Raw genomic sequence first — 24,177 nt, forward strand, 5'->3', positions numbered from 1 at the left:
CCCGGGGCGTCCCTGCCCGCTTCCCACGAGGAGGTGTACGCCGCCATGACGGTCCAAGAGCTGCCCGGTGCCGGTGCGTCCCACCGTGCCACCCCGCCGCCCGCCTGGAGGCCCCGTACGGAGGCCGCCCCGCTGCTTCCGGACCCCGAGCCCTACCGGGTGCTGGGCACCGAGGCGGCCGCCTCGCTCGACCCCGAGCTGATGCGCCGGTACTACGCCGAGCTGGTGCGCGGCCGCCGCTACAACGCGCAGGCCACCGCACTGACCCGGCAGGGCCGTCTCGCCGTGTACCCCTCCACCGTCGGGCAGGAGGCCGCCGAGATCGCGGCCGCCCTGGTCCTGGAGGAGCAGGACTGGCTCTTCCCGAGCTACCGGGACACCCTCGCGGCCGTGGCCCGCGGGCTGGACCCCGTACAGGCGCTGACGCTGCTGCGCGGCGACTGGCACACCGGGTACGACCCGCGCGAGCACCGGATCGCCCCCCTGTGCACCCCGCTCGCCACCCAGCTGCCGCACGCGGTGGGCCTGGCGCACGCCGCCCGCCTGCGCGGGGACGAGGTCGTCGCGCTGGCCATGGTCGGCGACGGCGGCACCAGCGAGGGCGACTTCCACGAGGCGCTGAACTTCGCGGCCGTCTGGCAGGCCCCGGTGGTCTTCCTGGTCCAGAACAACGGCTTCGCGATATCCGTCCCCCTCGCCAAGCAGACGGCCGCCCCGACCCTGGCCCACAAGGCAGTGGGCTACGGGATGCCCGGCCGGCTGGTCGACGGGAACGACGTCGCCGCCCTCCACGAGGTCCTCACGGAGGCCGTCCAGCGGGCGCGCGCCGGCGGCGGGCCGACCCTGATCGAGGCCGTCACGTACCGGATGGAGGCCCACACGAACGCCGACGACGCGACCCGCTACCGCTCGGACGCCGAGGTGGAGGCCTGGAAGGCGCACGATCCGGTGCAGCTGCTGGAGAACGAGCTGACCGCCCGCGGGATCCTGGACGAGCAGGGCATCCGGGAGGCCCGCGACGCCGCCGAGGCGATGGCGGCGGACCTCCGCGAGGGGATGAACGCCGACCCGGTCCTCGACCCGATGGACCTCTTCGCACACGTCTACGCGGAGCAGACCGGCCGGCTGCGCGAGCAGGCGGACCAGCTGCGCGCCGAACTGGAAGCCGAGGGCGACGCATGAGCACGGTGACCCGGCCCGGGGTCAAGCCCGCGACGATGGCCCAGGCGCTGACCCGGGCCATGCGCGACGCGATGGCCGAGGACCCGACCGTCCACGTCATGGGCGAGGACGTCGGCGCGCTCGGCGGGGTCTTCCGGATCACCGACGGGCTCGTGAAGGAGTTCGGCGAGGACCGCGTGACGGACACCCCGCTCGCCGAGGCCGGAATCCTCGGCGCGGCGGTGGGCATGGCCATGTACGGGCTCCGGCCGGTCGTGGAGATGCAGTTCGACGCGTTCGCGTACCCGGCCTTCGAGCAGCTCATCTCGCACGTCGCGAAGATGCGCAACCGCACCCGGGGCGCGATGCCGCTGCCGATCACCATCCGCGTGCCGTACGGCGGCGGCATCGGCGGTGTGGAGCACCACTGCGACTCCTCCGAGGCGTACTACACGGCCACCCCCGGCCTGCACGTGGTGACCCCGGCGACCGTCGAGGACGCGTACGGGCTGCTGCGCGCGTCCATCGCGAGCGACGACCCGGTGGTCTTCCTGGAGCCCAAGCGGCTCTACTGGTCGAAGGCGCAGTGGTCGCCCGAGGCCCCGGAGGCCGTCCCGGGCATCGGCAAGGCCCTGGTCCGGCGGACGGGTACGAGCGCGACCCTGATCACCTACGGTCCTTCGGTGCCGGTCTGCCTGGAGGCGGCCGAGGCGGCCCGCGAGGAGGGCTGGGACCTGGAGGTCGTCGACCTGCGCTCGCTGGTGCCCTTCGACGAGGAGACCGTCGTGGCCTCCGTGCGCCGGACGGGGCGGGCGGTCGTGGTCCACGAGGCGGCCGGCTTCGGCGGGCCCGGGGCGGAGATCGCCGCGCGGGTGACCGAGCGGTGCTTCCACCACCTGGAGGCGCCGGTGCTGCGGGTGACGGGCTTCGACATCCCGTATCCGCCGCCGATGCTGGAGAAGCACCACCTGCCGGGAGTGGACCGGATCCTGGACGCCGTGGCCCGGCTGCAGTGGGAGAACTGATGCCGCAGGTACTGGAGTTCAAGCTGCCCGACCTCGGTGAGGGGCTGACCGAGGCGGAGATCGTGCGCTGGCTGGTGGCCGTGGGCGACGTCGTCGAGATCGACCAGCCGGTGGTCGAGGTGGAGACCGCCAAGGCGATGGTCGAGGTGCCGTGCCCCTACGGGGGCGTGGTCACCGCGCGCTTCGGCGAGGAGGGTACGGAGCTTCCCGTGGGGGCTCCGCTGATCACCGTCGCGGTGGGGTCGGTGACGGAGCCCGCCCGGGCCGCGGAGGCCGAAGCCGAGGGCTCCGGCAACGTGCCCCGGCCCCTGATCGGTTACGGCACGGACCATTCGAGCCCAGCGCGTCGGCGACGGGTGCGACCCGTCACCGCCGCCGTGTCGGCTCCCGTCGCCGCGGTTCCGGCGGCTGCCCCGGCTCCGGCCGGGCCGGTGCCCGTCATCTCGCCGCTGGTGCGCAAGCTGGCCCGGGACAACGGCATCGACCTGCGGGCGCTGCGCGGGAGCGGGCCCGAGGGCCTGATCCTGCGCGCCGACGTGGAGGCGGCGCTCCGTCCGGCGGCCCCCGCGGCGGCTCCGGTTCCCGCGGCGGCGGTAGCCGTCGCCGCCCAGGGCGAGCGGATCCCCCTCAAGGGGCTGCGCGGCGCCGTGGCGGAGAAGCTGTCGCGCAGCCGGCGCGAGATCCCCGAGGCGACCTGCTGGGTCGACGCGGACGCCACCGAACTGATGGCGGCCCGGGCCGCGATGAACGCCGTGGACGGACCGAAGATCTCGGTGCTCGCCCTGCTGGCCAGGATCTGCACGGCCGCGCTGGCCAAGTACCCCGAGCTGAACTCCACCGTGGACCTCGCGGCGAACGAGATCGTCCGGCTCCCGGCCGTACACCTCGGCTTCGCGGCCCAGACCGAGCGCGGGCTGATGGTCCCGGTCGTCCGGGACGCCCAGACGCGCAGCCCCGAGTCCCTGTCGGCGGAGTTCGCGCGCCTGACGGAGCTGGCTCGGGCGGGCAGGCTGACGCCGGCGGACCTCACCGGCGGCACGTTCACCCTGAACAACTACGGGGTGTTCGGGGTCGACGGCTCCACGCCGATCATCAACCACCCCGAGGCGGCGATGCTCGGAGTGGGCCGGATCATCCCGAAGCCGTGGGTGTACCGGGGTGAGCTGGCCGTGCGCCAGGTCGTCCAGCTGTCCCTGACGTTCGACCACCGGGTGTGCGACGGCGGAGCCGCGGGCGGGTTCCTGCGGTACGTGGCCGACTGCGTCGAGAACCCGGCGGTGCTCCTGAGGGAGCTGTAGGGACCACCCCCGTCCGCGTACCCGCCCGCTCCCCCGGGGTTCCACCCGGGGGAGCGGGCGGCCGTGCGTCAGGTCAGGGGTGGTGGGGTCCAGGCGGCGTGACGGAGGATCATGGCGACGGCGGCTCCCGAAGGGGCCAGGCGCAGGGCCGTGTCGCGGGCCGACACCGCGAGCGGGTGGGACAGGCGGTGGCCCAGCCGGCCGGCCCGGCGGGCCGCCTTGGCGACCGCCCCGGCGCGCGGCCGCCGCACGGCGTTGTAGCGGGCCAGGGCCCTCTCCGGGGTCGGCCCCGCGGCCAGTTCCGCCGCCAGCACCACCGCGTCCTCAAGGGCCTGGCACGCCCCCTGTCCGAGGTTCGGGGTCATGGCGTGCGCGGCGTCGCCGAGCAGTGCGACCCGCCCGACCGCGTACGAGGGCGGCGGGGTCACCAGCTCGTGGACGTCGTGGTGCAGGACGTCCTCGGGCCGGGTCGCCGCCAGGAGTTCGGGGACGGGCCGGTGCCAGCCTGCGAAGCGGCTCCCGAGGGCGGCGAGGGGGTCCGGGTGGCGCAGGCCCGGCGGAGCCGTCAGGACGGCGTGCCACTCGGCGCGGCCGTCCGCGAAGGCGATGTGCCCGAACTCCGCGCCCGGCCCCCAGGTCAGCTCGAAGTCGGAGTCCAGCGGCACCGGTCCGGCGGTGACGGCCCGCAGCACGGTCGAGCCGCTGTAGACCGGCCCCGGGTGCTCCGGGAACAGTTCCGCGCGGACCCCGCTGCGCACGCCGTCGGCGGCCACCAGCAGATCCGCGTCCCACTCGGCAGCCGAGGCCACCGTGCCGGTCCCGATCCGCAGGCATCCCGTCGGCAGGGCCTCGCGCAGCACCCGGTGGAGTTCCGCGCGCGGGATGCCGCACACCGGGGTGCCGAGGGCGCGTTCCAGGGCGGCGCCGTCCATACGGGCCAGCCACAGGCCCGCCGGGGTGCGGGTCCCGCCCGTGTACTGGGGGCGCGCGGCCGCCCTCACCGCCGGGCCCACCCCCAGCGCGTCCAGGGCCCGGACGCCGTTGGCGGCGAGCGAGATCCCGGCGCCGGCGTCCTCCAGTGCCGGGGACCGTTCCAGCACGGTCACCTCCCAGCCCGTGCGGTGCAGCCCGATCGCCGCCGCCAGCCCGCCGATGCCGCCGCCGATCACCAAGGCCTTCCGGCCCATGAGGCACCCCCTTCTCGCTTCTACACCTGTAGAAGCCCAGGGGTGCAGAGTACCGCCCTCTTTCTGCAGGTGTAGAAAGAGGGGGTGAGTGAAGAACGTCGCATCGTCCTGGCCGATGCCGCCATCGGGGTCCTGGCCGACCTGGGGATGCGCGGGCTGACCCACCGCGCCGTGGACCGGGCCGCCGGCCTGCCCCCGGGCACCACCTCGGCCTACCTGCGGACCCGGGCCGCCCTGCTGACCGCCCTCGTACGCCGCCTCGTGGACCGGGACCAGGCCGAACTCCAGTCCGCCGGAGAGCGGTTCCCCTTCCCGCGCACCCCCGCCGAGCTGACCGACGGGCTCGCCGCGCTGACCTCCGCCCGGCTCACGGGAGAGGGGCGACGGCGCTCCCTCGCGCGGTACGCGTGCGCTCTGGAGAGCGTCCGCGACCAGGAGCTGCGCGAGATCCTCGTTCCGCGTGAGAACGCCGGCCGGGACACCGTGCGGGCCTTCCTGGCCGCGCACGGGGTCCCGGACCCGGAGGGCCGCACCCTGGCCCTGCTCGCCTGCGTGGACGGTCTGGTCCTCGACCGCCTCCCCACCGGTGAGCAGGTGCCCCGTGAGGCGCTGGAGGGGCTGGTCGCGGCGGCTCTGCGCTGACCCCCGACGGGCGCAGGACGGGCGGGCCGTCAGGCGGTCAGGTCGTCAGCAGGATCTTGCCCACGTGGGCGCTGGACTCCAGGACGCGGTGGGCCTCGGCGGCCTCCCGCATCGGGTACGTCGCGTGCACCACCGGGCGGACGCGGCCCGAGGCGATCAGGGGCCACACGTGCTCCCGTACGGCGGCCACGATGGCCGCCTTCTCCTCCAGCGGCCGGGTCCGCAGAGAGGTCGCCGTGATCGCCGCCCGCTTGGCCAGCAGCGCACCCAGGTTCACCTCGGCCTTCACCCCGCCCTGGAGCCCGATGATCGCGAGGCGGCCGTTCACGGCCAGCGCGTCCAGGTTCCGCGCCAGGTACTTCGCGCCCATGATGTCCAGGATCACGTCCGCCCCGGCCCCGCCCGTCGCGGCCCGCAGTTCCTCCACGAAGTCCTGCTCGCGGTAGTCGACCAGGACGTCCGCGCCCAGCTCCGCGCAGCGCGCCAGCTTCTCCTTGCCGCCCGCCGTGACCGCCACCCGCGCCCCGACGGCCTTGCCCAGCTGGATCGCCATGGTGCCGATCCCGCTGGACCCGCCGTGCACCAGCAGGGTCTCGCCGGGACGCAGCCCGGCGACCATGAACACGTTGGACCACACGGTGCACACGACCTCGGGCAGCGCGGCGGCCGCCACCAGGTCGACGCCCGCGGGCACCGGCAGCAGCTGACCCACCGGGACGGCCACGCGCTCCGCGTACCCGCCGCCGACCAGCAGCGCGCACACCTCGTCGCCCACCGACCAGCCGGACACCCCCGGACCCAGGGCGACGATCCGCCCGGAACACTCCAGGCCCGGGTGGCGCGGGGCGCCGGGCGGAGGATCGTAGAACCCCTGCCGCTGAAGGACGTCGGCGCGGTTCACGGCGCTCGCCGCGACCTCGACGAGCACCTCCCCCTCGCCCGCCACCGGATCGGGTACCTCGGCCCAGACGAGGGCCTCGGGGCCGCCGGGCTGCTCGATCGTGATCGCATGCATGGCCCGGAATCTACGCGACCCGGCGCGCCCCGCCCAGTACGGTCCGGGCCGACGCCCCGGTCAGTCCGCCGGGCCGAGCGTGACGTGATGGGCCGTCGGGGGCACGGCGCGCACGATGGTGATCAGCCGGTCCGTCAGCTGGAGCGGGCTCGCGTGCGGGTCGTCGTAGGCGAGGAGCCGGTGCCCGCGCAGCACGCTGACCACCAGGTCCTCCGTCTCCCGTACCCCGCGCCCGACTTCGGCCTTCCGTACGGGCCGTTCGATCAGGTCCAGGCCGCTGCCCTGGTGGATCAGGTCCTCCATCACGGTGCCCGCGCTCGGACTCAGCACGGACAGGCCCAGGAGCCGCCCGGCCGCGCTGGCGCTGGTGATGACCGCGTCCGCGCCGGACTGCTTCAGCAGCGGGGCGTTCTCCTCCTCGCGGACCGCCGCGACGATCTTCGCCCCGCGGTTGAGCTGGCGGGCCGTCAGCGTCACCAGCACCGCCGTGTCGTCGCGCTGCGTGGCGATGACGATCTGACGGGCCTTCTGGACCTCGGCCCGCAGCAGGACGTCAGAGCGGGTCGCGTCGCCGACGACCCCCGTGAACCCCTCCGCGTTGGCGGTGTCGATCACCTTGGCGCTGGGGTCGACGATGACGATCTGCTCCTTCTGGAGGCCGGTCGCCAGCAGCGTCTGAAGGGCCGAGCGGCCCTTGGTGCCGAAGCCGACGACGACCGTGTGCTCGCGCAAGTTCTTCCTCCAGCGGCTCAGCCGCCACTCTTCGCGGGTGCGTTCCGTCAGCACCTCCAGCGTGGTGCCGACCAGGATGATCAGGAACAGCACGCGCAGCGGGGTGATCACCAGGATGTTGATCAGCCGCGCGCTGTCGCTGTACGGGACGATGTCGCCGTAGCCCGTCGTCGACAGGGTCACGGTCGCGTAGTAGAAGCAGTCGAGGAGGTCGACCGTCTCGTTGGCGTTGTCGTGGTAGCCGCCGCGGTCGAGCCAGACGATCAGGACCGTCAGGAACAGCACGCCCAGCGCCATCAGCAGCCGCTTCGCGACCTGCCGCAGCGGCTTCTCGACCACGCGTTTGGGGAGCTTGATCCGGCGCGCGGCGAGCTTCTCGTCGGCGCCCCGGGCCATGGCGTCGTCGCCGTGCAGTTTCACGTGAAACATCCTCCCGAGGCCCAGGGCAGGTCGAGGACCTCCACGTCCTGCCCGGACCGCGCGCCGTGCGGCGGTACGACGGCCAGTGCGTCGGCGGCGGCCACTCCGCGGAGCATCGCCGGGCCGTTGTAGTGCAGCGGTACGGCGTGCTCGTCGGTCAGCAGGACCGGAACCAGCCGGGTGTCGTACGGGTGGCCGTGCACGTCGCCCTCGATGGACACCGTGTACCGGGGCCGCTGGCGGCGGCCGGCGAGGGCCCGCAGCAGCGGCTCGGCGAGGGTCAGCAGCCCGGAGACCGCGGCCAGGGGATTGCCGGGCAGCCCGACCACGTGGCGGCCGTCCGCCCGGTCGCCCAGGCGGGCCAGCAGCATCGGATGGCCCGGCCGCACGGCCACCCCGTCGACGAGCAGCTCGGCCCCGGCGCGCTCCAGGACGGGGTGCACGTGGTCGACGGGGCCCGAGGCGGTGCCGCCGGTGGTGACGACCAGGTCCGCGGTGGACCCGGTGACCGCGGCGAGCAGGGCCTCGGCCCCGTCCGGGTCGTCGCCGAGCCGGCGCGTGCCGATGACCTCGGCGCCGAGCCGGGTCAGCCACGGCCCGAGCATGGGGCTGAGGGCGTCCCGGATCAGGCCGTCGTGGGGAAGGCCCTCGGTGAGGAGCTCGTCGCCCAGCACCAGGACCTCGACCCGGGGGCGGGGCCGGGTGAGGAGTTCGTCGTACCCGGCGGCCGCGGCGAGGCCGAGGACGGCCGGGGTGACGAGGGAGCCCGCGGGCAGCAGCAGGTCGCCGGAGCGGCATTCCTGGCCGCGCGGGCGGATGTCCTGTCCGGTGCTGACGGGCCGGGCGGGGTACAGCTGGGTGCCGGACTCGCGGGCGTGCTCGCTGCGGATGACGGCGCTGGTGTCGGAGGGGATCCGGGCGCCCGTGGCGATCCGTACGGCCTCGCCGTCGGCGAGGGGGGCGGGCGGCTCGGCTCCGGCCAGGACCCCCTCGCCGGGGCGGATGGTCCAGGGGCCGGGTCCGGCGACGGCCCAGCCGTCCATGGCGGAGGTGTCGAAGGACGGCAGGTCGCCGAGGGCGTCGAGGGGCGCGGCCAGCACCTCGCCGTGCGCCTCCGCGAGGGCGACCCGGTGCGTGCGGGCCCGGACGCCCGTGCCGGCCCGGGCGGCGGTCTCCCGGGCGCGCTGCCAGGGCGCGGCGCGGTGGCCGCCGCCGTCGGGAGTGCGGCTGACCAGTGCGAGGGCCTCGTCCAGGGCGTTGTCGGCGTCGGTACGGGTCATCCGGAGCCGGTCTCCTCGGGGTGTGGGGGCTGGGCCTCGGCGGCCCAGCGCAGGGCCAGTTCGGCGGCCTTGCGGGAGGCTTCGGCCACGGCCTGGGCGGGGTCGGCGCCCGCGGCCTCCGCGCGCGCGGCCGCGTAGCCGACCAGGAAGGTCGTCAGCGGGGCGGCGGGGCGGGCGACGCCGTGGGCGGCGTCACGGGCGACGTCGAGCAGGGTGGTGATGTCGACGTCGACGTCGATGCCGAGTTCGTTCTTGGCGGCGGTGATCCATTGCTCCAGCACGCTTCCATGCTCCCTGATCCGGGCACGGGCCGCCGCCAGGTCTTCCCAGGTGTCGCAGTCGAAGGAGGCGAGGGGGTCGGCCGCGGCGACGGTGGTCAGCCGCAGCTCGGCGGTGAGCGCGCGCAGCGGGAGTCCGCCGAGCCGGCCGTGCTCGGCGGCGAGCAGGGCCGCCTCGCGGCGCAGCGGTTCGGCGCGGTACGCGGCGACCAGGGGCTGGTCGCGGCCCTCGGGGTCCCTCAGCAGGGCCCCGTCGCCGGGGCCGGCGGACGCGGCGGCGAGCAGGGTCCGGACGGTGTCCCGGTCGAGGAAGGGCAGGTCGGCGGAGAGCACGAGGACCAGCTCGGCGGTGGTGGCCCGCAGCCCGGCGTCCAGCGCGGCCACGGGGCCGCCGCCGGGCGGGTCCTCCAGGGCCCAGCGGACGGGCCGTGCGGTGGGCCTGCGGGTGCCGACCACGACGGTGGCGGTGGCGTCCGCGCAGGCGGCCAGGACGCGGTCGAGGAGGGAACGGCCGCCGACGGGGAGGGAGGGCTTGTCGGCCCCGCCGAGCCGCCGGGCGGCGCCGCCGGCCAGGACGATGGCGTCGTAGGTCATGCCCTTGAGTATGGGGGTGTGGTGTCTGCCGTGCGGGGGCCCGCTTACCCGGGCCTTAACCGGGGCGCCCGGTGCCGTCCGTTCCGCTGCGCGGCCCCTCCCCGCCCCACCCTTCGCCCGTTCCCCGGGGCTGCACCCCGGACCTCCTTGGGGCTGCGCCCCGGACCCCTTTGGGGCTGCGCCCCGGACCCGCTCGGGGCTGTGCCCCGGGCCCGCTTGGGGCTGCGCCCCGGGCGCCCGTTCAAGGCGTTGGGGTCGGGGACGGCAAAAGGGCCGGAACGGTGAGTCGTTCCGGCCCCGTTGGGGGTGGTTACAGGTACGGGCCCGAGCGGATCGCTCCGTGGGGGCCTTCCTCGTCCTCGTCGTGCGAGGCGCCCGCCGGCAGTGCGCGCCGCATCTGCTCCAACTGGGCCCGCGCCGCCATCTGCTGAGCGAACAGGGCCGTCTGGATCCCGTGGAAGAGACCCTCCAGCCAGCCCACCAACTGCGCCTGGGCGATCCGCAGTTCCGCCTCGGACGGAATCGCCTCCTCCGTGAAGGGGAGGGACAGGCGCTCCAGTTCCTCGACCAGCTCCGGGGCGAGGCCGTCCTCGAGTTCCTTCACCGAGGCGGCGTGGATGTCCTTGAGCCGGACCCGGCTCGCCTCGTCGAGGGGTGCGGCGCGCACCTCTTCCAGGAGTTGTTTGATCATGCTGCCGATCCGCATGACCTTGGCAGGCTGTTCGACCATCTCCGTCACCGGGACCTCGCGCGACTCGTCATCGGCGCCGCCGACCGCCGTCCCGTCCTGTCCCACGATCAGGACGTGCGGGGGACTGTCCTGCGACCGTTCACTCCTCGGCATCTCCATGCCGTCATTCTCTCGCACACCGTCTTACTCACACGGTGTGCCCCCGTACGGGCGTGATCCACCCTGTACGGGGGCCGCAACCTCAGCCCGCCGCCCGGCGGGCCAGTGCGCCGTTCGAACGGGTCACCAGGGCCGCCAGGAGGGCCGCGCCGAGCGGGACCAGGACGAGCAGTCCGGCGATGGTGTCCCACGGCACCGAGATCGGCACGTAGATCTCGGCGTCGCGCGCCGTGGCGTAGCCCAGCTCCAGGCCGTGCTCGACCAGGCGCCGCTGCTCGTTCTCCTGGGTGAGCCGGAGGCCGACGGCCGGCAGGATGCCCGCCGCGGCGCCGAGCACCACGCCCATCAGGGCGACCACCCCGCACTGGAAGCCGCTGAGCGTGCGCCGCACCCGCGGGGCCGCGCCGACCGCGGCCAGCGTCTTCAGGTCGGCCTCGGAGTCCGCCTGGGCCAGGCCGGTGGCGATGCCGGCCGCGCCGATGGTGACCAGGCCCGCGAAGACGCTGAGCGCGAGGACACCCACCGTGCTCTGCCCCTGGTAACCCGTCTCGATCCTGACCTGGGCGTCGGCGCCCAACCGGTCGATGTCCCCGTCGAGCCGCTGCCGCTGCTCGCCGGTGGCCTTCCCGTCGAGGGTGAAGTACGAGCCCACGGGGGCGGTGGCGATGCCGGCCCCCTTGGCGGCGGCGGGCGGGACCACCAGGCGCACGCCCCAGGCGTTCGTTCCGGCCGGGGCCGTGTGGACCGTGAGCCGCTTGTCCTCACCGGGCGGATCGGCGCGCTTCTCGAGGGCCGCGTCGGCCGCCACCGGGTCGGTGACGATCCGCAGGGTGACCTTGCCGTCCTTGACGATGCGCGGGTCGAAGGCCACGGCCCGGCCGTCCTTCAGCGCCGTCACGGACCCGGGGTCGGTGACCGCCAGCACGGACATCAGCTTCTCGTCGGCGACGACGGTCTCGGGGAGGTGGTTGAACTCCGGTATCGCGCAGCGCGGGTCCTGCCGCAGCCGCTTGGCCTCGTCCGGGGGGAAGGAGGCGGGCCCGTGTTCGGCCTCGTTGAGCGGGCAACGCTGTTCCTTCGGGGTGATGACCTCGACCCGGCCGCAGCCCGGTTCGTCGGAGCCCCGGGAGCAGCCCGGGTTGCCGACGACGAGCCGCTGCGCATCGGCCCGTACGGCCAGCGGCAGGTCCTTCGAGAGGGTGTCGCGCAGGGCCGGTACGTCCTTGTGGCCGCGGTTGTCACTGGCCATCAGGTAGCCGGATCCGGAGGGGAGTTCGGCGGTGTACTCGTGGCGGGCCTGGACGTCCTTGCTGTGCTGGTACGTGGAGACGGCCACGGTTCCGGCGACGGCGGCCAGGACGGCCGCCACGGCGGGTGCCGTACGCCCCCGGTTGCGGACGGCGTCGCGCAGGGCGAGCCGGGGCGACAGCGGCAGCAGCCTGCCGAGCCGTCCGAAGAGCCCGACCAGCACCGGGGTGAGGGCGACGACGCCCAGTTCGGCGAGGGCGCTGCCGCCCGAGACGAAGGTGGGGCTGACCCGGTACTCGGCGCCGTAGAGGGCGATCGTGACGCCGGCGGCGATGGCGAGCAGGCCGAGGACGGGCAGCACCCGGCCGGCCCGGCGGACGCCGCGGCGGCCGGTGAGGGAGGCCAGGACGGTCTGCCGGGAGGCGGTGACGGCGGGGGCGATCGCGGAGAGCAGGCCGGTCAGCACGGCGAGCAGGGCGATGCCGAGGAGCTCCGCCGGGCGGACGCCGAAGCCGCCGAACCGGCTGCCGATCTGCTCTTCGAGCACCGGCCGCAGCCCGAGGGTCAGGGCCGTGCCGATCGCGGTGCCGAGGAGGGCCGCGGCGGCGCCGATCACCAGGCCGCCGGAGAGGACGACGGCGCGGATGTGCCGTCGGTCGCCGCCGTTGGCGCCGACCAGGCCCAGCTGGCGGCGCGAGCGCCGGGCTCCGACCGCGAAGGCGGGTCCGGCGAGCAGGCAGATCTCCAGCATGGTCAGGGCCACGACGGTGGCCAGGACGGCCCGCTCGGTGACCCTGCCCCCGTCGCCGTCCTCGGTGTAGCGGTCCTTGGGCTCCTGCTTGAACAGGGGGACTTCGGAGTCGGCGGGCGGGCGCAGGGTCACGGCACGGGAGTTGACCAGGGCGCCCTTGGCGTTGGCCGCCGTGACCGCGTTCCACGTGAAACCTTCGCCGCCGATGGAGACGAGGTAGGAGGTGTAGGTGTGGAGCCCGGTCCCGGAGTCGGCCCGCAGGGCCCGGTCCAGCGGGGCGAACAAGGTCCCGGGGAGGGCCAGGAGTTCGGCGCGCCGCAGCTCGGACGGGAGCTCGTAGGCGCCCACGATGCGGTAGGAGGAGGGGGAGCCGCGCGGGGTGGCCGCGGAGCCGACGTGCAGCCCGGACTCCTTCAGGAAGGCGCTGGTGGCGATGACCTCGCCGGGCCCCTGCGGCAGCCGGCCGCGGTCGAGCGTGATCAGGCCGCGGGTCAGCGGGTTGTGCACGTCCAGTTCGCGCAGTTCGGTCTGGAGCAGCCCGTGGACGGTGTGCACCTTGATGCTGCCCTTGCCGTCCTCGGCGACCTGGGCTCCGGCCGGGATCGCGGCCTTCAGCGTGGACTGCTTCTTCTCCGGGTCGGGCCGGTACTTGTCGTAGCCGCCGACGGGCGCGTAGTGCTCGCCGTCGGGGTGCTGGAGGATCGGGCCGTCGAGGCCGGTCTCCGAGAACCGGGCGTCGGCGGCGCCGATCTGACGGGCCAGCCGCTGCTCGGTGGTCAGCTCGGAGCTGCGCAGGGTGAGGTCGGCGGCGCTCACTCCGACGATCGGCAGGGCGATCATCGACAGCACCAGGACGCTGCGGCCCTTGGCGCGCCAGGCGTCGCGGCGGGCGATGCGCAGGGCCGCGACCCAGGGGTGGTACCAGGAGCCGAACAGTGAGCTCACAGGCCGGCCGCCCGCCCGGAGAGCAGCGAATCGGCCTGGCTGCGCAGGGTTTCGTCGACGACGCTGCCGTCGCGCAGGAAGACGACCCGGTCGGCCCAGGCGGCGAACCGGGGTTCGTGCGTGACGAGGATCCCGGCGGCGCCCGCGTCGCAGCGGGAGCGCAGCAGCGCGAGGACGGATTCGCCGGTCTCGGAGTCGAGGGCGCCGGTGGGTTCGTCGGCGAGGACCAGGCGGCGGTCGCCGACCAGGGCGCGGGCGAGGGCGACGCGCTGCTGCTGGCCGCCGGACATCTCGTCGGGGAAGCGTTCGGCGAGGGGGCGCAGGCCGATCTCGTCCAGGGCGGCGAGGGCGGCGGCGCGGGCCTTGCGGGCGGAGGTGCCGTCGAGTTCGAGGGGCAGGGCCACGTTCTCGGCGGCGGTGAGGGCCGGGATGAGGTTGTAGTCCTGGAAGACGTAGCCGATGCTGCGGCGGCGCAGGGCGGCGAGCTGCCGGCGCCCCGCGGTGGTGATGTCCACGCCTTCGACGATGACGTGGCCGCTGGTGGGGGTGTCGAGCCCGCCCGCGAGGGTGAGCAGGGTGGACTTCCCCGAGCCGGAGGGGCCCATGACGGCGACGAGTTCTCCGGCGTGGACGCTCAGGTCGATGCCGCGCAGGGCGTGCACCTCGGTGGCGCCGCTGCCGTGGGTGCGGACGAGCCGGTCGAGCTGGAGTACGGGCCGGTCCGCGGACCGGGGTGCGGTGTGGCCCCCGGTCCGGGGTATGGCGTGGGAACGGTGCTGGTCGGGCATGAGGGATCCCCCTGGGAGGGTGGTCAGCCGCGCCGCGTACGGGCGCTGCGGGGCCGGACGGCGGTGGCGTCTGCGGTGGCGTCTGCGGCGGGGTCGGCGGTCCGGGGCGCGTCCGGGGCGGCCGGCGGCGCGGGCTCGGCGGCGGCGCGGGCGGCCAGCCGGACCAGCCGGGACTCGGAGTGGTCGAGCCAGCGGGCCTCGGCCTCGGTCTGGAAGATGAGCTGTTCCAGGACCAGCAGCCAGGCCAGGTCGTCGCGTTCGTCGGAGCGGCCGCTCTCGATGGCGGTGACGGCCTGGGCCTTGAGCCGGGTGTAGTCCTGCATCGCCTTGATGGTGGCGTGCCGTTGGGACTGGATGACGGCGCGGATGTCCACGCCGGGGGCGCCCACGGCCATGGCGAGCTTGATGGAGAGCTCGTCGCGGGGCGGGTTGGTGCGGTCGACCGGGCGCTCGTACCACTCGCGGAGTTCGGCGCGGCCGGTGTCGGTGATGGCGTAGAGGGTGTGCCCGGCGGTGTCCTCGCCGCCGGGGGCGACGAGCCCGTCCCGTTCCAGGCGGCCGAGGGTCGTGTACACCTGCCCGACGTTGAGCGGCCAGGTGGAGCCGGTGCGGGATTCGAATTCGGAACGCAGCTGGGACCCGTAGCGGGGGCCCCGTTCCAGTAGGGCGAGAAGCCCGTGACGGATCGACATACTGAGTATGTATACCGTGGCATACCCAGTATGTATACCCGGTATGGTCCGCGTGGTCCCGTCGGTGCCTCCTGGTGGTGCCCCGGTCAGCGCCCCTGGCGCAGCCGCACGCCCATGTATCCGAGGCCCAGTCCCATCAGGGCCAGCCCGGTGCCGAGCGGCAGCATGTGCGCGGCCAGGTCGGCGGCCCGTCCGTTGGGTTCCGCGCCGACCGCGGCGGCCGCCGAGGGGTCGCTCGGGGCGGGGCTGCGGGGGGAGTTCCGGGCGGGGCTCCGGGCGGGCTTAGCGGTGGCGCCCGGGGTGGTGCCCGGGGTGGTGCCCGGGGTGGCGCCCGGGGGTACGTGGGCGGACGGGGCCGGATCCGGGTTCTGGGACCTCGGGCGGGCCGGGTGCACCGCGTGGGGGGCGGCGGCGAACTCGGCGGCGGGGGGTTCCTCGGGGGGCCTGCCGGGGTGCTCCCGGCCGACGCCGGCCGCACTGCCGGCGAGCTCCTCGTAGGCCTCTTCCGGTACTTCGGCCACCACGGAGGCCGCCTTGGCCCCAGCCGCCGTCGCGGCGAGGGCCGCGGGGGCGCGGGCGGGGGGCGGCGCTCCCGCGGGCGCGGCGGCCAGCAGTGCGGCCCCGGCCAGCAGGGCCCCGGCGGTCCAGCGCGGCGCGCGCGGGCGTCGAGTCACGGGGAGCCCCTCCCCTTCCGTGCGGCCGGGACGCGGGGACGCCGGGGCGGCGGGACCGAGGCGTCGGAATCGAGGCGTCGGAATGACGTCCTTAGATTTGCATAATGGGGCAAACCTGGCATCCCGGGCGGTCCGTGAGGGTGGCCCGGGGCGGAGCTCAGTCCTTCGGCGGTGCCTCGGCGCCAGGACCTGGGCCCTGGCGCAAGGGGCTGGCGGGCGAGGCGGCCCCGCGCAGCTGCCGGTAGCCGTGGTCGTCCAAGGCCGCGGCCTCCACGCCCGCGCGGGAGATGCCCCGGGCGTCGTCCGGCGAGGGGGGCCGGCTCCGGCTGCTGCCCGAACCGTTGGCGTTCAGGCGCCACTGCCGGTAGCGGGTGTGCCCGGCGGCGTCGGGCGTGTGGAGGCGCACGCCCGCGAGTCGTCGGCGGCGGCCACGGCCACGGCCACGGCCGAGACGGTCAGGGAACGGGAGACGGTGGGCACGGTGGGCAAGGGTTCCTCCATCGTGTGGTGGAGGAACCCTCCCGTGACCGGGGTCCCGGCGCGCGCGGGGCGTACGGCCCCGTCCCGGGGCGCGCGCCCGCGCCGAGCCCGAGCAGCCCGGGCGCTCCCGGCGCGTCCCGGGGAGCACGGCCGCGGGACGCCCCGCGGGACGTCCTACTGCGGGTCGCCGGTGGAGACGACCAGGGTGAACTCCGTCCCGTCCTTGGCGACGTCCGAGTTCGCCGCGGGCAGCTGCTCCAGGACGGTGTCCTGCCCGTAGACCGCCTCGTCACGGTTCTGGATGACGAACCTCCAGCCCGCGGCCTGGATGCACTCCTTGACCGAGCGCAGGTTCTTGTAGCGGAAGTCCGGTGCCACGACCTTCGAGGCGTCCTTGTAGGACTTCGTGGGGCTCTTGCACTTCTCCAGGTCGATCGTGCGCGAGGTGTCCGGCCCCTTGTGGCCCGCCGCCGCGGGAGCGGACGCGGACGCCGACGTGCCCGGCGCGGCCGTGTCGCCGTCGCCCTCGTCGCCGCCGCCCATGTTCAGCACCGCGATCAGGCCGCCGATGGCCAGCAGGGCCACCGCGATCGCCCCGACCACCACCGGGGTGTTCCGCTTCCCGCCGCCCGACGAGGAGCCCGACGGGGCGGGCGCCGGGGAGGGGGAGATGGTGAACGGCGGCGGGGTCTGCGGGGCGTACTGCTGCTGCGGCGCCGGGGTGTGGGGGTACGCGTAGCCGCCCTGCGTGTGCTGCTGCGGCGGGGGCGTCGGCGCGTACGGGGACGGCGGCGGGGTCTGCGCGCCCGGGTACGGCTGCTGGAGCGACTGCGCCGGCGGTGCCTGGAACCCGGAGTCCACCGGCGGGAACACCGCCGAGCTCACGCCCGCCCCGCTGCCGCCCGGGCCGGCGCCCGGGACGATGACCGGAGCCCCGGTCTGTCCGGCCGACATGATCCGCGAGATCTCGTCCCGCATGGCCGCGGCCGTCGGGAAGCGCTCGTTCGGGTTCTTCTTCAGGGCCCGCGCCACCAGGGCGTCCATGGCCGGGGTGATCGAGCGGTTGATGCTCGACGGAGCCACCGGCTCCTCCTGGACGTGCGCGTACGCGATCGCCAGCGGGGAGTCCGCCTCGAACGGGATCCGGCCCGTCAGCAGCTGGAACAGCATGATGCCGACCGAATACAGGTCGGACCGGGCGTCCACGCCCCGCCCCAGCGCCTGTTCCGGCGAGAGGTACTGCGGGGTGCCGACGACCATGCCGGTCTGCGTCATCGAGGTGACCCCCGACTGCATGGCCCGCGCGATGCCGAAGTCCATGACCTTGACCACGCCGCGCTTGGTCATCATCACGTTGCCGGGCTTGATGTCGCGGTGGACCAGGCCCATCTCGTGGCTGGTCTCCAGCGCGGCCAGCACGTCGGCCGTCACCTTCAGGGCCTTGTCGGCCGGCATCGCCCCGTACTGGTGGACGTCCGCGTCGAGGACGGAGCCGAGCGGCTGCCCCTCCACGTACTCCATGACGATGTACGGCATGACCGTGCCGTCGGCGCCGGAGGAGCCGAACGTCACCTCGCCCTCGCCGGTGTCGAAGACCGAGACGATATTGGTGTGCGACAGTTTCGCAACAGCCTGCGCCTCACGCCGGAAGCGCTCGCGGAAGGAGGCTTCGCGCCCGAGTTCGCTGTGCAAGGTCTTGATGGCGACCTGGCGGTCGAGCGCGGAGTCGTACGCGAGGTAGACCGAGGCCATGCCCCCCTCGCCCAGCAAATCCCTTAGCTGGTAACGGCCACCGGCCAGGGAACCGCCTGCGTACCGGCCCTGTGTGCCGTCCTGGCTCATGACTGTTGCTTCCCCTCGAGCTGTGTCCCTACGCGTCTGGCTGAGCGCATGTCGCGCCCAGTCTGCCGGAGGGCAAGCACACGTCAAGCCGGTGCCCGCTGCGTGACCATGGGGCCACAGGGTGTCTGTGTCCGAACGGTGACCGGTTCGGAGGCTGTAGCGTTCATCGGAGCACCCGATGAGGACCCACCGCTAGTGCGGACGAGAGAGACGACGGCGAGGACTGATGGCACCCGAACCCGAGGGAAACGGCGCCGGGATGGCCGACGGTCCTGAGCACTGGGGCGCCGGCGGCCTGGTGGGCGACGGACGTTACCGTCTCACCCACCGACTGGGCCGCGGCGGCATGGCGGAGGTCTTCGCCGCCGAGGACGTGCGGCTGGGCCGCACCGTGGCCGTGAAGCTGCTGCGCGCGGACCTCGCCGAGGACCCGGTCTCCAAGGCCCGCTTCACGCGTGAGGCACAGTCGGTCGCCGGACTGAACCACCACGCGGTGGTCGCCGTGTACGACTCGGGCGAGGACCAGGTCGGCCCGAACGTCGTCCCCTACATCGTGATGGAGCTCGTCGAGGGCCGCACCATCCGGGACCTGCTGATCAGCGCCGAGGCCCCCGGGCCCGAGCAGGCGCTCATCATCGTCTCCGGCGTGCTGGAGGCGCTGGCGTACTCGCACCAGCACGGCATCGTGCACCGCGACATCAAGCCCGCCAACGTCATCATCACCAACACCGGCGCGGTGAAGGTGATGGACTTCGGCATCGCCCGCGCCCTGCACGGCGCGCAGTCGACGATGACCCAGACCGGCATGGTCATGGGCACCCCGCAGTACCTGTCGCCGGAACAGGCCCTCGGCAAGGCCGTGGACCACCGCAGCGACCTGTACGCGACCGGCTGCCTGCTCTACGAACTCCTCGCGCTGCGGCCCCCCTTCACCGGCGAGACCCCGCTGTCGGTGGTCTACCAGCACGTCCAGGACGCGCCGGTGCCGCCGTCGCAGCTGCCCGAGGGCCACTCGATCCCGCAGGAACTCGACGGCCTGGTCATGCGGTCGCTGGCCAAGGACCCGGACGACCGCTTCCAGAGCGCCGAGGAGATGCGCGGGCTCGTCCAGTACGCGCTCCAGATGCTCCAGGACCAGGGGCCGAACACCGGCACCTGGAACACCGGCCCCGTCACCATGTCGCTCCCGCACGGCCAGCCGGGCGGCGCGGCCACCACGGCCATGCCCGCGGGCGGCAACGGCGGCCCGCGTCCGCAGTACAACGCGCACGCCACGACCTCGCAGTTCCAGCAGCCGATGGTGCCCCCGCTCAACCCCGACGACGGCACCGCCTTCCCCGGCGGCGGCGGTCACGGCGGTCACGGCGGTCCGGGCAACGGCCACGGCGGGTACAACGGCTACGACGGCGGCTACGACGGCCGTCGCGGCGGCCGGTGGAAGATGTGGGTGTTCGCGCTGCTCGCGGTCCTCGCGATCGCCGGCGGTGTCGCGTACGCGGTGAAGACCGTGGGCAACACCGGCAAGGGCGACGGCGGGAAGCCGGGCACCAGCCAGAGCTCCCCGGGCACCACGCAGAGCAGCCCGAACTCGACGCCGGACACCCCGTCGAACCCGCCGAGCACCGACTCCGGCGGTACGCGCGAGGAGACGTTCACGCCGACGCCGACCCGCACCAAGTACACGCCGACCACCAACCCGACGTCGTCCTCCGCGACCACCCCGCCGCCGGACACGAAGTCCCCGACGGCCCCGCAGACGACGCCGCCGACCAAGCCGCCGACGACGCCCCCGAAGACGGTGCCGCCCACCACCGGTGGCGGCGAGAACCCGGCCGGCGAACCGCAGTAACCGCGCGATCGGATGTACGCAAAAAGGCCCGGCGGGAATTCACCCGCCGGGCCTTTTTTACGTGAATGCGCTGATCAGAGCATGTGCTGGTACTGCCGGTCCCGCTGAGGCCGCCGGTCCCGGCCGTCCGGACGTCCCGCCAGGGTGTGCACGGTGACGAACTGGGGCTCGATGCGCATGTAGACGGGGTCGAACACCGCGCCGTCCGCGAAATGCGGTGCTGGACCGAATAGTTCCAGTTCCGCGGTGGTCGGTTCGACGATCCGTGCGGTCCCGGTGAACTGCACCGACCAAAGGTGCGGGTCCGGGGAATTGGAGTTGTCCGCCCCGTACGAGACGACACTGCCGTTGCACGCCTGGTGGTAGCCGAATCCGGCGTGCATTCTCAGCACGACCTCGCCGCCCACCACGATGTGGCGGGCCAGGGCGAGGAAGGGCAGCGCGCGCATGCTCGTGGCGACCCGGCCGTAGGGCACACGGTGCAGCAGTTCGATGGCGTGGAGTTCCTCCGGTGACATGGGGACCACTCTCCGGCACCGACCGGACGTCGGGGAAGAGGATCCAGCCCCGATGATCGGGGACGTTCGTCCCGAATGACACGGTCCGCCCCGTGGCACCGCACCTCCGCCGCCCGCCGCCGGCTCGAAGGACGGTCGGGCCGCGCCGGAGGAACGCCGGAGGCCGGCGGCTCGAAGGACGGTCGGGCCGTGCCGGAGGCCAGGGCTCCTCCGCCCGGAAGTCCGCCGGAGGCTAGCGCTTCTCCGCCTGGAGGCGCGCCACGTACGCGGCGGCCTGGGAACGGCGCTCCATCCCCAGCTTCGACAGCAGGCTGGAGACGTAGTTCTTGATGGTCTTCTCCGCGAGGTGCAGCCGCTCCCCGATGACGCGGTTCGTCAGGCCCTCGCCGATCAGGTCGAGGATCTTGCGCTCCTGCTCGGTGAGGTTCGAGAGGCGGTCGTCGCCCTTGCCGTTCTTGCCGTCGCGCAGCCGCTCCAGCACCCGCGCGGTCGCGACCGGGTCCAGCAGCGACTTGCCGGCCGCCACGTCCCGTACGGCGCTGAGCAGCTCGTTCCCCCGGATGGCCTTCAGGACGTAACCCGAGGCACCGGCCATGATCGCGTCGAAGAGGGCCTCGTCATCGGCGAACGAGGTCAGCATCAGGCACTTGATGTCCTCGTCCTGGGAGCGCACCTCGCGGCAGACCTCGACCCCGCTGCCGTCCGGGAGCCGTACGTCGAGAACGGCCACGTCGGGGCGGGTGGCCGGGATGCGCACGAGCGCGTCCGCGGCGGTGCCGGCCTCACCGACGATCTCGATGTCGTCTTCCACCGACAAGAGCTCATGAACACCCCGGCGTACCACTTCGTGGTCGTCCAGGAGGAATACCTTGATTTTTCCGTCTTCGCGCACAAAGTCATCTTCACACACTCACCTCTTCCCTGAAGGGGTTACCCGGGATAACGTGCCGTTGTTCCGGCCCCCTGCAAGGCTGTGACCAGTCGTTGTTCCCACAGCCGCCGATTTACTTGGATATCCAAGCAAAATGCCAGGTCAAGTGGGGTTTCGCAGTTATGCGACGCACTGGGTAACGTGCATTGCGCAGGGCACTCGCCGGGGCACCTGTCACGCCTGAATCCCGTACGTGCCGTGCACCCACCCCGTGCGCGGGTACGGATACAGGTGAGCCGCACTGGTCCCCGGAGAACCCGGGTGCCGGACCGACGGAGGAGCACACGTGACCGTGGAGAGCACTGCCGCGCGCAAGCCGCGACGCAGCAGCGGCACCAAGCGGGCGGCCGGCGCGGCGAGCGCCCGCAAGACCGCCGCTGCCACCGCACAGCCGCACGACGCCGAACCTCAGCTCGTACAGCTGCTGACGCCCGAAGGCGAACGGATCGACGCCGGGGACCACCCCGACGTCGCCGAGTTCGCGCCCTTCGTCGCGGACATCACCACCGAGGACCTGCGCGGGCTCTACCGCGACATGGTCCTGACCCGCCGCTTCGACGGTGAGGCGACCGCTCTCCAGCGCCAGGGCGAGCTGGGCCTGTGGGCCTCGCTGCTCGGCCAGGAGGCCGCGCAGATCGGCTCCGGCCGGGCCCTGCGCGACGACGACTACGTCTTCCCGACCTACCGCGAGCACGGTGTGGCCTGGTGCCGGGGCGTCGACCCGACGAACCTGCTCGGCATGTTCCGCGGCGTGAACCACGGCGGCTGGGACCCGAACACCAACAACTTCCACCTGTACACGATCGTGATCGGCTCGCAGACGCTGCACGCGACCGGCTACGCCATGGGCGTGGCCAAGGACGGCGCCGATTCCGCGGTCATCGCGTACTTCGGCGACGGCGCGTCCAGCCAGGGCGACGTCATGGAGGCCTTCAACTTCTCCGCCGTGTACAACTCGCCCGTAGTGTTCTTCTGCCAGAACAACCAGTGGGCGATCTCCGAGCCGACCGAGCGCCAGATGCGCGTGCCGCTCTACCAGCGCGCGCAGGGCTTCGGCTTCCCCGGCATCCGCGTCGACGGCAACGACGTCCTCGCCTGCCTCGCGGTCACCCGCTGGGCCCTGGAGCGGGCCCGCCGTGGCGAGGGTCCGACCCTGGTCGAGGCGTTCACGTACCGCATGGGCGCGCACACCACCTCCGACGACCCGACCAAGTACCGGCGGGACGAGGAGACGGCGGCCTGGGAGTCCAAGGACCCGATCCTGCGCCTGAAGGCCCACCTGCTCGCCTCCGGCGGCGCCGACGAGGCCTTCTTCGAGGAGCTGGAGGCCGAGAGCGAGACGCTCGGCAAGCGCGTCCGCGAGGTCGTGCGCTCCATGCCCGACCCCGACACCATGGCGATCTTCGAGAACGTCTACGCGGACGGGCACGCGCTCGTCGACGAGGAGCGCGCGCAGTTCGCCGCCTACCTCGCGTCCTTCGAGGGTGGGGAGTGACCACCATGGCCATCGAGAAGATGTCGATCGCGAAGGCGCTCAACGAGTCGCTGCGCAAAGCCATGGAGACGGACCCCAAGGTCCTGATCATGGGTGAGGACGTCGGCAAGCTGGGCGGTGTCTTCCGCATCACCGACGGACTCCAGAAGGACTTCGGCGAGGAGCGGGTCATCGACACCCCGCTCGCCGAGTCGGGCATCGTCGGCACCGCCATCGGCCTGGCCCTGCGCGGGTACCGGCCGGTCGTGGAGATCCAGTTCGACGGTTTCGTCTTCCCCGCGTACGACCAGATCGTCACGCAGCTCGCGAAGATGCACGCACGCGCCCTCGGCAAGATCAAGCTGCCGGTCGTCGTCCGCATCCCCTACGCCGGCGGCATCGGCGCGGTCGAGCACCACAGCGAGTCCCCGGAGGCGCTCTTCGCGCACGTCCCGGGCCTGAAGGTGGTCTCGCCGTCCAACGCCAGCGACGCGTACTGGATGCTCCAGCAGGCGATCCTCAGCGACGACCCGGTGATCTTCTTCGAGCCGAAGCGCCGCTACTGGGACAAGGGCGAGGTCGACGTCGACGCCATCCCGGGCGAGCTGCACAAGGCGCGCGTCACCCGTTCCGGCACCGACCTGACCCTGGCGGCCTACGGCCCCATGGTGAAGGTCTGCATGGAGGCGGCGGCCGCGGCGGCCGAGGAGGGCAAGTCGGTGGAGGTCGTCGACCTGCGCTCGATGTCGCCCGTCGACTTCGACGGACTGCAGGCCTCGGTCGAGCGCACCCGCCGGCTCGTGGTCGTCCACGAGGCGCCGGTGTTCCTGGGCGTGGGCGCGGAGATCGCCGCCCGCATCACGGAGCGGTGCTTCTACCACCTGGAGGCTCCGGTGCTGCGCGTGGGCGGGTTCCACGCGCCGTACCCGCCGGCCCGCCTGGAGGACGAGTACCTGCCGGGCCTGGACAGGGTGCTCGACGCCGTCGACCGCTCGCTGGCGTACTGAGGAGAGCCCTGCCATGACGATCCGCGAATTCAAGATGCCCGACGTGGGCGAGGGCCTGACCGAGGCCGAGATCCTCAAGTGGTACGTCCAGCCGGGTGACACCGTCACCGACGGGCAGGTCGTCTGCGAGGTCGAGACCGCGAAGGCGGCCGTGGAGCTGCCGATCCCCTTCGACGGGGTGGTGCACGCGCTGCTCTTCGAGGAGGGCGTGACGGTCGACGTCGGCCAGGTCATCATCTCCGTCGAGACGGCTCCGGGTGCGGGCGACGCGGCGGAGACCGCCGTGGCCGCCCCGGCCGAGGCGGCCCCGGCCGCCGCCGTCGCCGTCGAGGAGGAGCCGGCCCCCGAGGGGCGCCAGCCGGTCCTGGTCGGCTACGGGGTCTCCACGGCCTCCACCAAGCGCCGCCCGCGCAAGGCGGTCGCCGGCGTGCCCGCGGCCAACGGCACCGGCGCCCCGGCGCCCGCCGTGGGCGCGGGGGACGGCACCCCGGCCCCG

Annotated in this window: 22 protein-coding genes; 8 read left to right on the forward strand and 14 right to left on the reverse strand. The window is 73.7% G+C overall.

The window, feature by feature from the left end; translation table 11 throughout:
- Positions 1-45: 45 nt before the first annotated feature.
- Genes pdhA (ABZW32_RS17600) through ABZW32_RS17610 form a run of 3 tightly spaced genes read left to right on the forward strand, consistent with a single transcriptional unit; the run spans position 46 to position 3,484 of the window.
- On the forward strand, positions 46-1,182 hold the full coding sequence (gene pdhA / locus ABZW32_RS17600; RefSeq protein ID WP_356216789.1) for a pyruvate dehydrogenase (acetyl-transferring) E1 component subunit alpha: 1,137 nt from the start codon (positions 46-48) through the stop codon (positions 1,180-1,182).
- Positions 1,179-2,186 carry an alpha-ketoacid dehydrogenase subunit beta gene (locus ABZW32_RS17605; RefSeq protein WP_356216725.1) on the forward strand — a complete coding sequence of 336 codons (1,008 nt, stop codon included), beginning with the start codon at positions 1,179-1,181 and terminating at the stop codon, positions 2,184-2,186. Before pdhA (ABZW32_RS17600) ends, ABZW32_RS17605 begins: the two co-directional genes overlap by 4 nt.
- Positions 2,186-3,484, forward strand: a complete 1,299-nt coding sequence (locus tag ABZW32_RS17610) for a dihydrolipoamide acetyltransferase family protein (protein ID WP_356216726.1) — start codon at positions 2,186-2,188, stop codon at positions 3,482-3,484. Before ABZW32_RS17605 ends, ABZW32_RS17610 begins: the two co-directional genes overlap by 1 nt.
- 68 nt (positions 3,485-3,552) lie before the next feature.
- Here ABZW32_RS17610 and ABZW32_RS17615 read toward each other — a convergent pair whose 3' ends face one another.
- Positions 3,553-4,671, reverse strand: a complete 1,119-nt coding sequence (locus tag ABZW32_RS17615; RefSeq protein WP_356216729.1) for an FAD-dependent monooxygenase — start codon at positions 4,669-4,671, stop codon at positions 3,553-3,555.
- Positions 4,672-4,755: 84 nt separating this feature from the next.
- Here ABZW32_RS17615 and ABZW32_RS17620 point away from each other — a divergent pair, with 84 nt between their 5' ends.
- On the forward strand, positions 4,756-5,313 hold the full coding sequence (locus ABZW32_RS17620; protein ID WP_356216732.1) for a TetR family transcriptional regulator C-terminal domain-containing protein: 558 nt from the start codon (positions 4,756-4,758) through the stop codon (positions 5,311-5,313).
- 37 nt (positions 5,314-5,350) lie between these two features.
- Here ABZW32_RS17620 and ABZW32_RS17625 read toward each other — a convergent pair whose 3' ends face one another.
- The 11 genes from ABZW32_RS17625 to ABZW32_RS17675 form a co-directional block, all read right to left on the reverse strand.
- Entirely contained in the window at positions 5,351-6,328 is a 978-nt protein-coding gene (locus ABZW32_RS17625; RefSeq protein WP_356216735.1) for an NAD(P)H-quinone oxidoreductase, read from the reverse strand.
- Between the two features lie 60 nt (positions 6,329-6,388).
- A complete protein-coding gene (locus tag ABZW32_RS17630; RefSeq protein WP_356216737.1) occupies positions 6,389-7,489 on the reverse strand; it encodes a potassium channel family protein in 1,101 nt (366 codons plus the stop codon).
- The gene (locus ABZW32_RS17635; RefSeq protein WP_356216740.1) at positions 7,477-8,760 is read right to left on the reverse strand and encodes a molybdopterin molybdotransferase MoeA; all 1,284 of its coding nucleotides are present in this window, start codon (positions 8,758-8,760) and stop codon (positions 7,477-7,479) included. Before ABZW32_RS17635 ends, ABZW32_RS17630 begins: the two co-directional genes overlap by 13 nt.
- A complete protein-coding gene (locus ABZW32_RS17640) occupies positions 8,757-9,632 on the reverse strand; it encodes an NTP transferase domain-containing protein (RefSeq protein WP_356216742.1) in 876 nt (291 codons plus the stop codon). Before ABZW32_RS17640 ends, ABZW32_RS17635 begins: the two co-directional genes overlap by 4 nt.
- 310 nt (positions 9,633-9,942) lie before the next feature.
- Complete coding sequence (locus ABZW32_RS17645) at positions 9,943-10,482, reverse strand: bacterial proteasome activator family protein (RefSeq protein ID WP_280918008.1); 540 nt, start codon at positions 10,480-10,482, stop codon at positions 9,943-9,945.
- Positions 10,483-10,564: 82 nt separating this feature from the next.
- Entirely contained in the window at positions 10,565-13,321 is a 2,757-nt protein-coding gene (locus ABZW32_RS17650; RefSeq protein WP_356216792.1) for an ABC transporter permease, read from the reverse strand.
- Between the two features lie 101 nt (positions 13,322-13,422).
- On the reverse strand, positions 13,423-14,214 hold the full coding sequence (locus ABZW32_RS17655; RefSeq protein ID WP_356216745.1) for an ABC transporter ATP-binding protein: 792 nt from the start codon (positions 14,212-14,214) through the stop codon (positions 13,423-13,425).
- A 23-nt stretch (positions 14,215-14,237) separates the two neighbouring features.
- Entirely contained in the window at positions 14,238-14,906 is a 669-nt protein-coding gene (locus ABZW32_RS17660) for a PadR family transcriptional regulator (RefSeq protein ID WP_356216748.1), read from the reverse strand.
- Positions 14,907-14,992: 86 nt separating this feature from the next.
- Positions 14,993-15,580, reverse strand: a complete 588-nt coding sequence (locus ABZW32_RS17665) for a hypothetical protein (protein WP_356216750.1) — start codon at positions 15,578-15,580, stop codon at positions 14,993-14,995.
- A 157-nt stretch (positions 15,581-15,737) separates the two neighbouring features.
- Positions 15,738-15,986 (reverse strand): hypothetical protein, encoded by a 249-nt coding sequence (locus ABZW32_RS17670; protein WP_356216753.1) that lies wholly within the window; start codon positions 15,984-15,986, stop codon positions 15,738-15,740.
- Between the two features lie 248 nt (positions 15,987-16,234).
- Entirely contained in the window at positions 16,235-17,902 is a 1,668-nt protein-coding gene (locus ABZW32_RS17675) for a protein kinase (protein ID WP_356216756.1), read from the reverse strand.
- Positions 17,903-18,128: 226 nt separating this feature from the next.
- Between ABZW32_RS17675 and ABZW32_RS17680 the strand changes: the two genes are divergently transcribed.
- On the forward strand, positions 18,129-19,751 hold the full coding sequence (locus ABZW32_RS17680) for a protein kinase (protein ID WP_356216759.1): 1,623 nt from the start codon (positions 18,129-18,131) through the stop codon (positions 19,749-19,751).
- 74 nt (positions 19,752-19,825) lie between these two features.
- Here ABZW32_RS17680 and ABZW32_RS17685 read toward each other — a convergent pair whose 3' ends face one another.
- Both ABZW32_RS17685 and ABZW32_RS17690 read right to left on the reverse strand, forming a co-directional pair.
- Entirely contained in the window at positions 19,826-20,269 is a 444-nt protein-coding gene (locus ABZW32_RS17685; protein WP_356216762.1) for a pyridoxamine 5'-phosphate oxidase family protein, read from the reverse strand.
- 232 nt (positions 20,270-20,501) lie between these two features.
- A complete protein-coding gene (locus tag ABZW32_RS17690; RefSeq protein WP_356216765.1) occupies positions 20,502-21,161 on the reverse strand; it encodes a response regulator transcription factor in 660 nt (219 codons plus the stop codon).
- Positions 21,162-21,486: 325 nt separating this feature from the next.
- Between ABZW32_RS17690 and pdhA (ABZW32_RS17695) the strand changes: the two genes are divergently transcribed.
- The 3 genes from pdhA (ABZW32_RS17695) to ABZW32_RS17705 all read left to right on the forward strand — a co-directional run.
- Complete coding sequence (pdhA, locus tag ABZW32_RS17695) at positions 21,487-22,695, forward strand: pyruvate dehydrogenase (acetyl-transferring) E1 component subunit alpha (protein WP_356216768.1); 1,209 nt, start codon at positions 21,487-21,489, stop codon at positions 22,693-22,695.
- A gap of 5 nt (positions 22,696-22,700) precedes the next feature.
- Entirely contained in the window at positions 22,701-23,681 is a 981-nt protein-coding gene (locus ABZW32_RS17700) for an alpha-ketoacid dehydrogenase subunit beta (RefSeq protein ID WP_356216771.1), read from the forward strand.
- Positions 23,682-23,694: 13 nt separating this feature from the next.
- Positions 23,695-24,177: biotin/lipoyl-containing protein (locus ABZW32_RS17705; RefSeq protein ID WP_356216774.1), on the forward strand; the 483-nt coding region annotated here is incomplete at its 3' end.

Source organism: Streptomyces sp. NPDC004667 (genome assembly GCF_040609475.1).
Taxonomy (GTDB): domain Bacteria; phylum Actinomycetota; class Actinomycetes; order Streptomycetales; family Streptomycetaceae; genus Streptomyces.

What these genes read in the sequence shown, in the direction of transcription:
- pdhA (WP_356216789.1), top strand. Translation starts at nt 46, where the DNA reads ATGACGGTCCAAGAGCTGCCCGGTGCCGGTGCGTCCCACCGTGCCACC.
- ABZW32_RS17605 (WP_356216725.1), top strand. Translation starts at nt 1,179, where the DNA reads ATGAGCACGGTGACCCGGCCCGGGGTCAAGCCCGCGACGATGGCCCAG.
- ABZW32_RS17610 (WP_356216726.1), top strand. Translation starts at nt 2,186, where the DNA reads ATGCCGCAGGTACTGGAGTTCAAGCTGCCCGACCTCGGTGAGGGGCTG.
- ABZW32_RS17615 (WP_356216729.1), bottom strand. Translation starts at nt 4,671, where the DNA reads ATGGGCCGGAAGGCCTTGGTGATCGGCGGCGGCATCGGCGGGCTGGCG.
- ABZW32_RS17625 (WP_356216735.1), bottom strand. Translation starts at nt 6,328, where the DNA reads ATGCATGCGATCACGATCGAGCAGCCCGGCGGCCCCGAGGCCCTCGTC.
- ABZW32_RS17630 (WP_356216737.1), bottom strand. Translation starts at nt 7,489, where the DNA reads ATGTTTCACGTGAAACTGCACGGCGACGACGCCATGGCCCGGGGCGCC.
- ABZW32_RS17635 (WP_356216740.1), bottom strand. Translation starts at nt 8,760, where the DNA reads ATGACCCGTACCGACGCCGACAACGCCCTGGACGAGGCCCTCGCACTG.
- ABZW32_RS17640 (WP_356216742.1), bottom strand. Translation starts at nt 9,632, where the DNA reads ATGACCTACGACGCCATCGTCCTGGCCGGCGGCGCCGCCCGGCGGCTC.
- ABZW32_RS17645 (WP_280918008.1), bottom strand. Translation starts at nt 10,482, where the DNA reads ATGGAGATGCCGAGGAGTGAACGGTCGCAGGACAGTCCCCCGCACGTC.
- ABZW32_RS17650 (WP_356216792.1), bottom strand. Translation starts at nt 13,321, where the DNA reads ATGATCGCCCTGCCGATCGTCGGAGTGAGCGCCGCCGACCTCACCCTG.
- ABZW32_RS17655 (WP_356216745.1), bottom strand. Translation starts at nt 14,214, where the DNA reads ATGCCCGACCAGCACCGTTCCCACGCCATACCCCGGACCGGGGGCCAC.
- ABZW32_RS17660 (WP_356216748.1), bottom strand. Translation starts at nt 14,906, where the DNA reads ATGTCGATCCGTCACGGGCTTCTCGCCCTACTGGAACGGGGCCCCCGC.
- ABZW32_RS17675 (WP_356216756.1), bottom strand. Translation starts at nt 17,902, where the DNA reads ATGAGCCAGGACGGCACACAGGGCCGGTACGCAGGCGGTTCCCTGGCC.
- ABZW32_RS17680 (WP_356216759.1), top strand. Translation starts at nt 18,129, where the DNA reads ATGGCACCCGAACCCGAGGGAAACGGCGCCGGGATGGCCGACGGTCCT.
- ABZW32_RS17685 (WP_356216762.1), bottom strand. Translation starts at nt 20,269, where the DNA reads ATGTCACCGGAGGAACTCCACGCCATCGAACTGCTGCACCGTGTGCCC.
- ABZW32_RS17700 (WP_356216771.1), top strand. Translation starts at nt 22,701, where the DNA reads ATGGCCATCGAGAAGATGTCGATCGCGAAGGCGCTCAACGAGTCGCTG.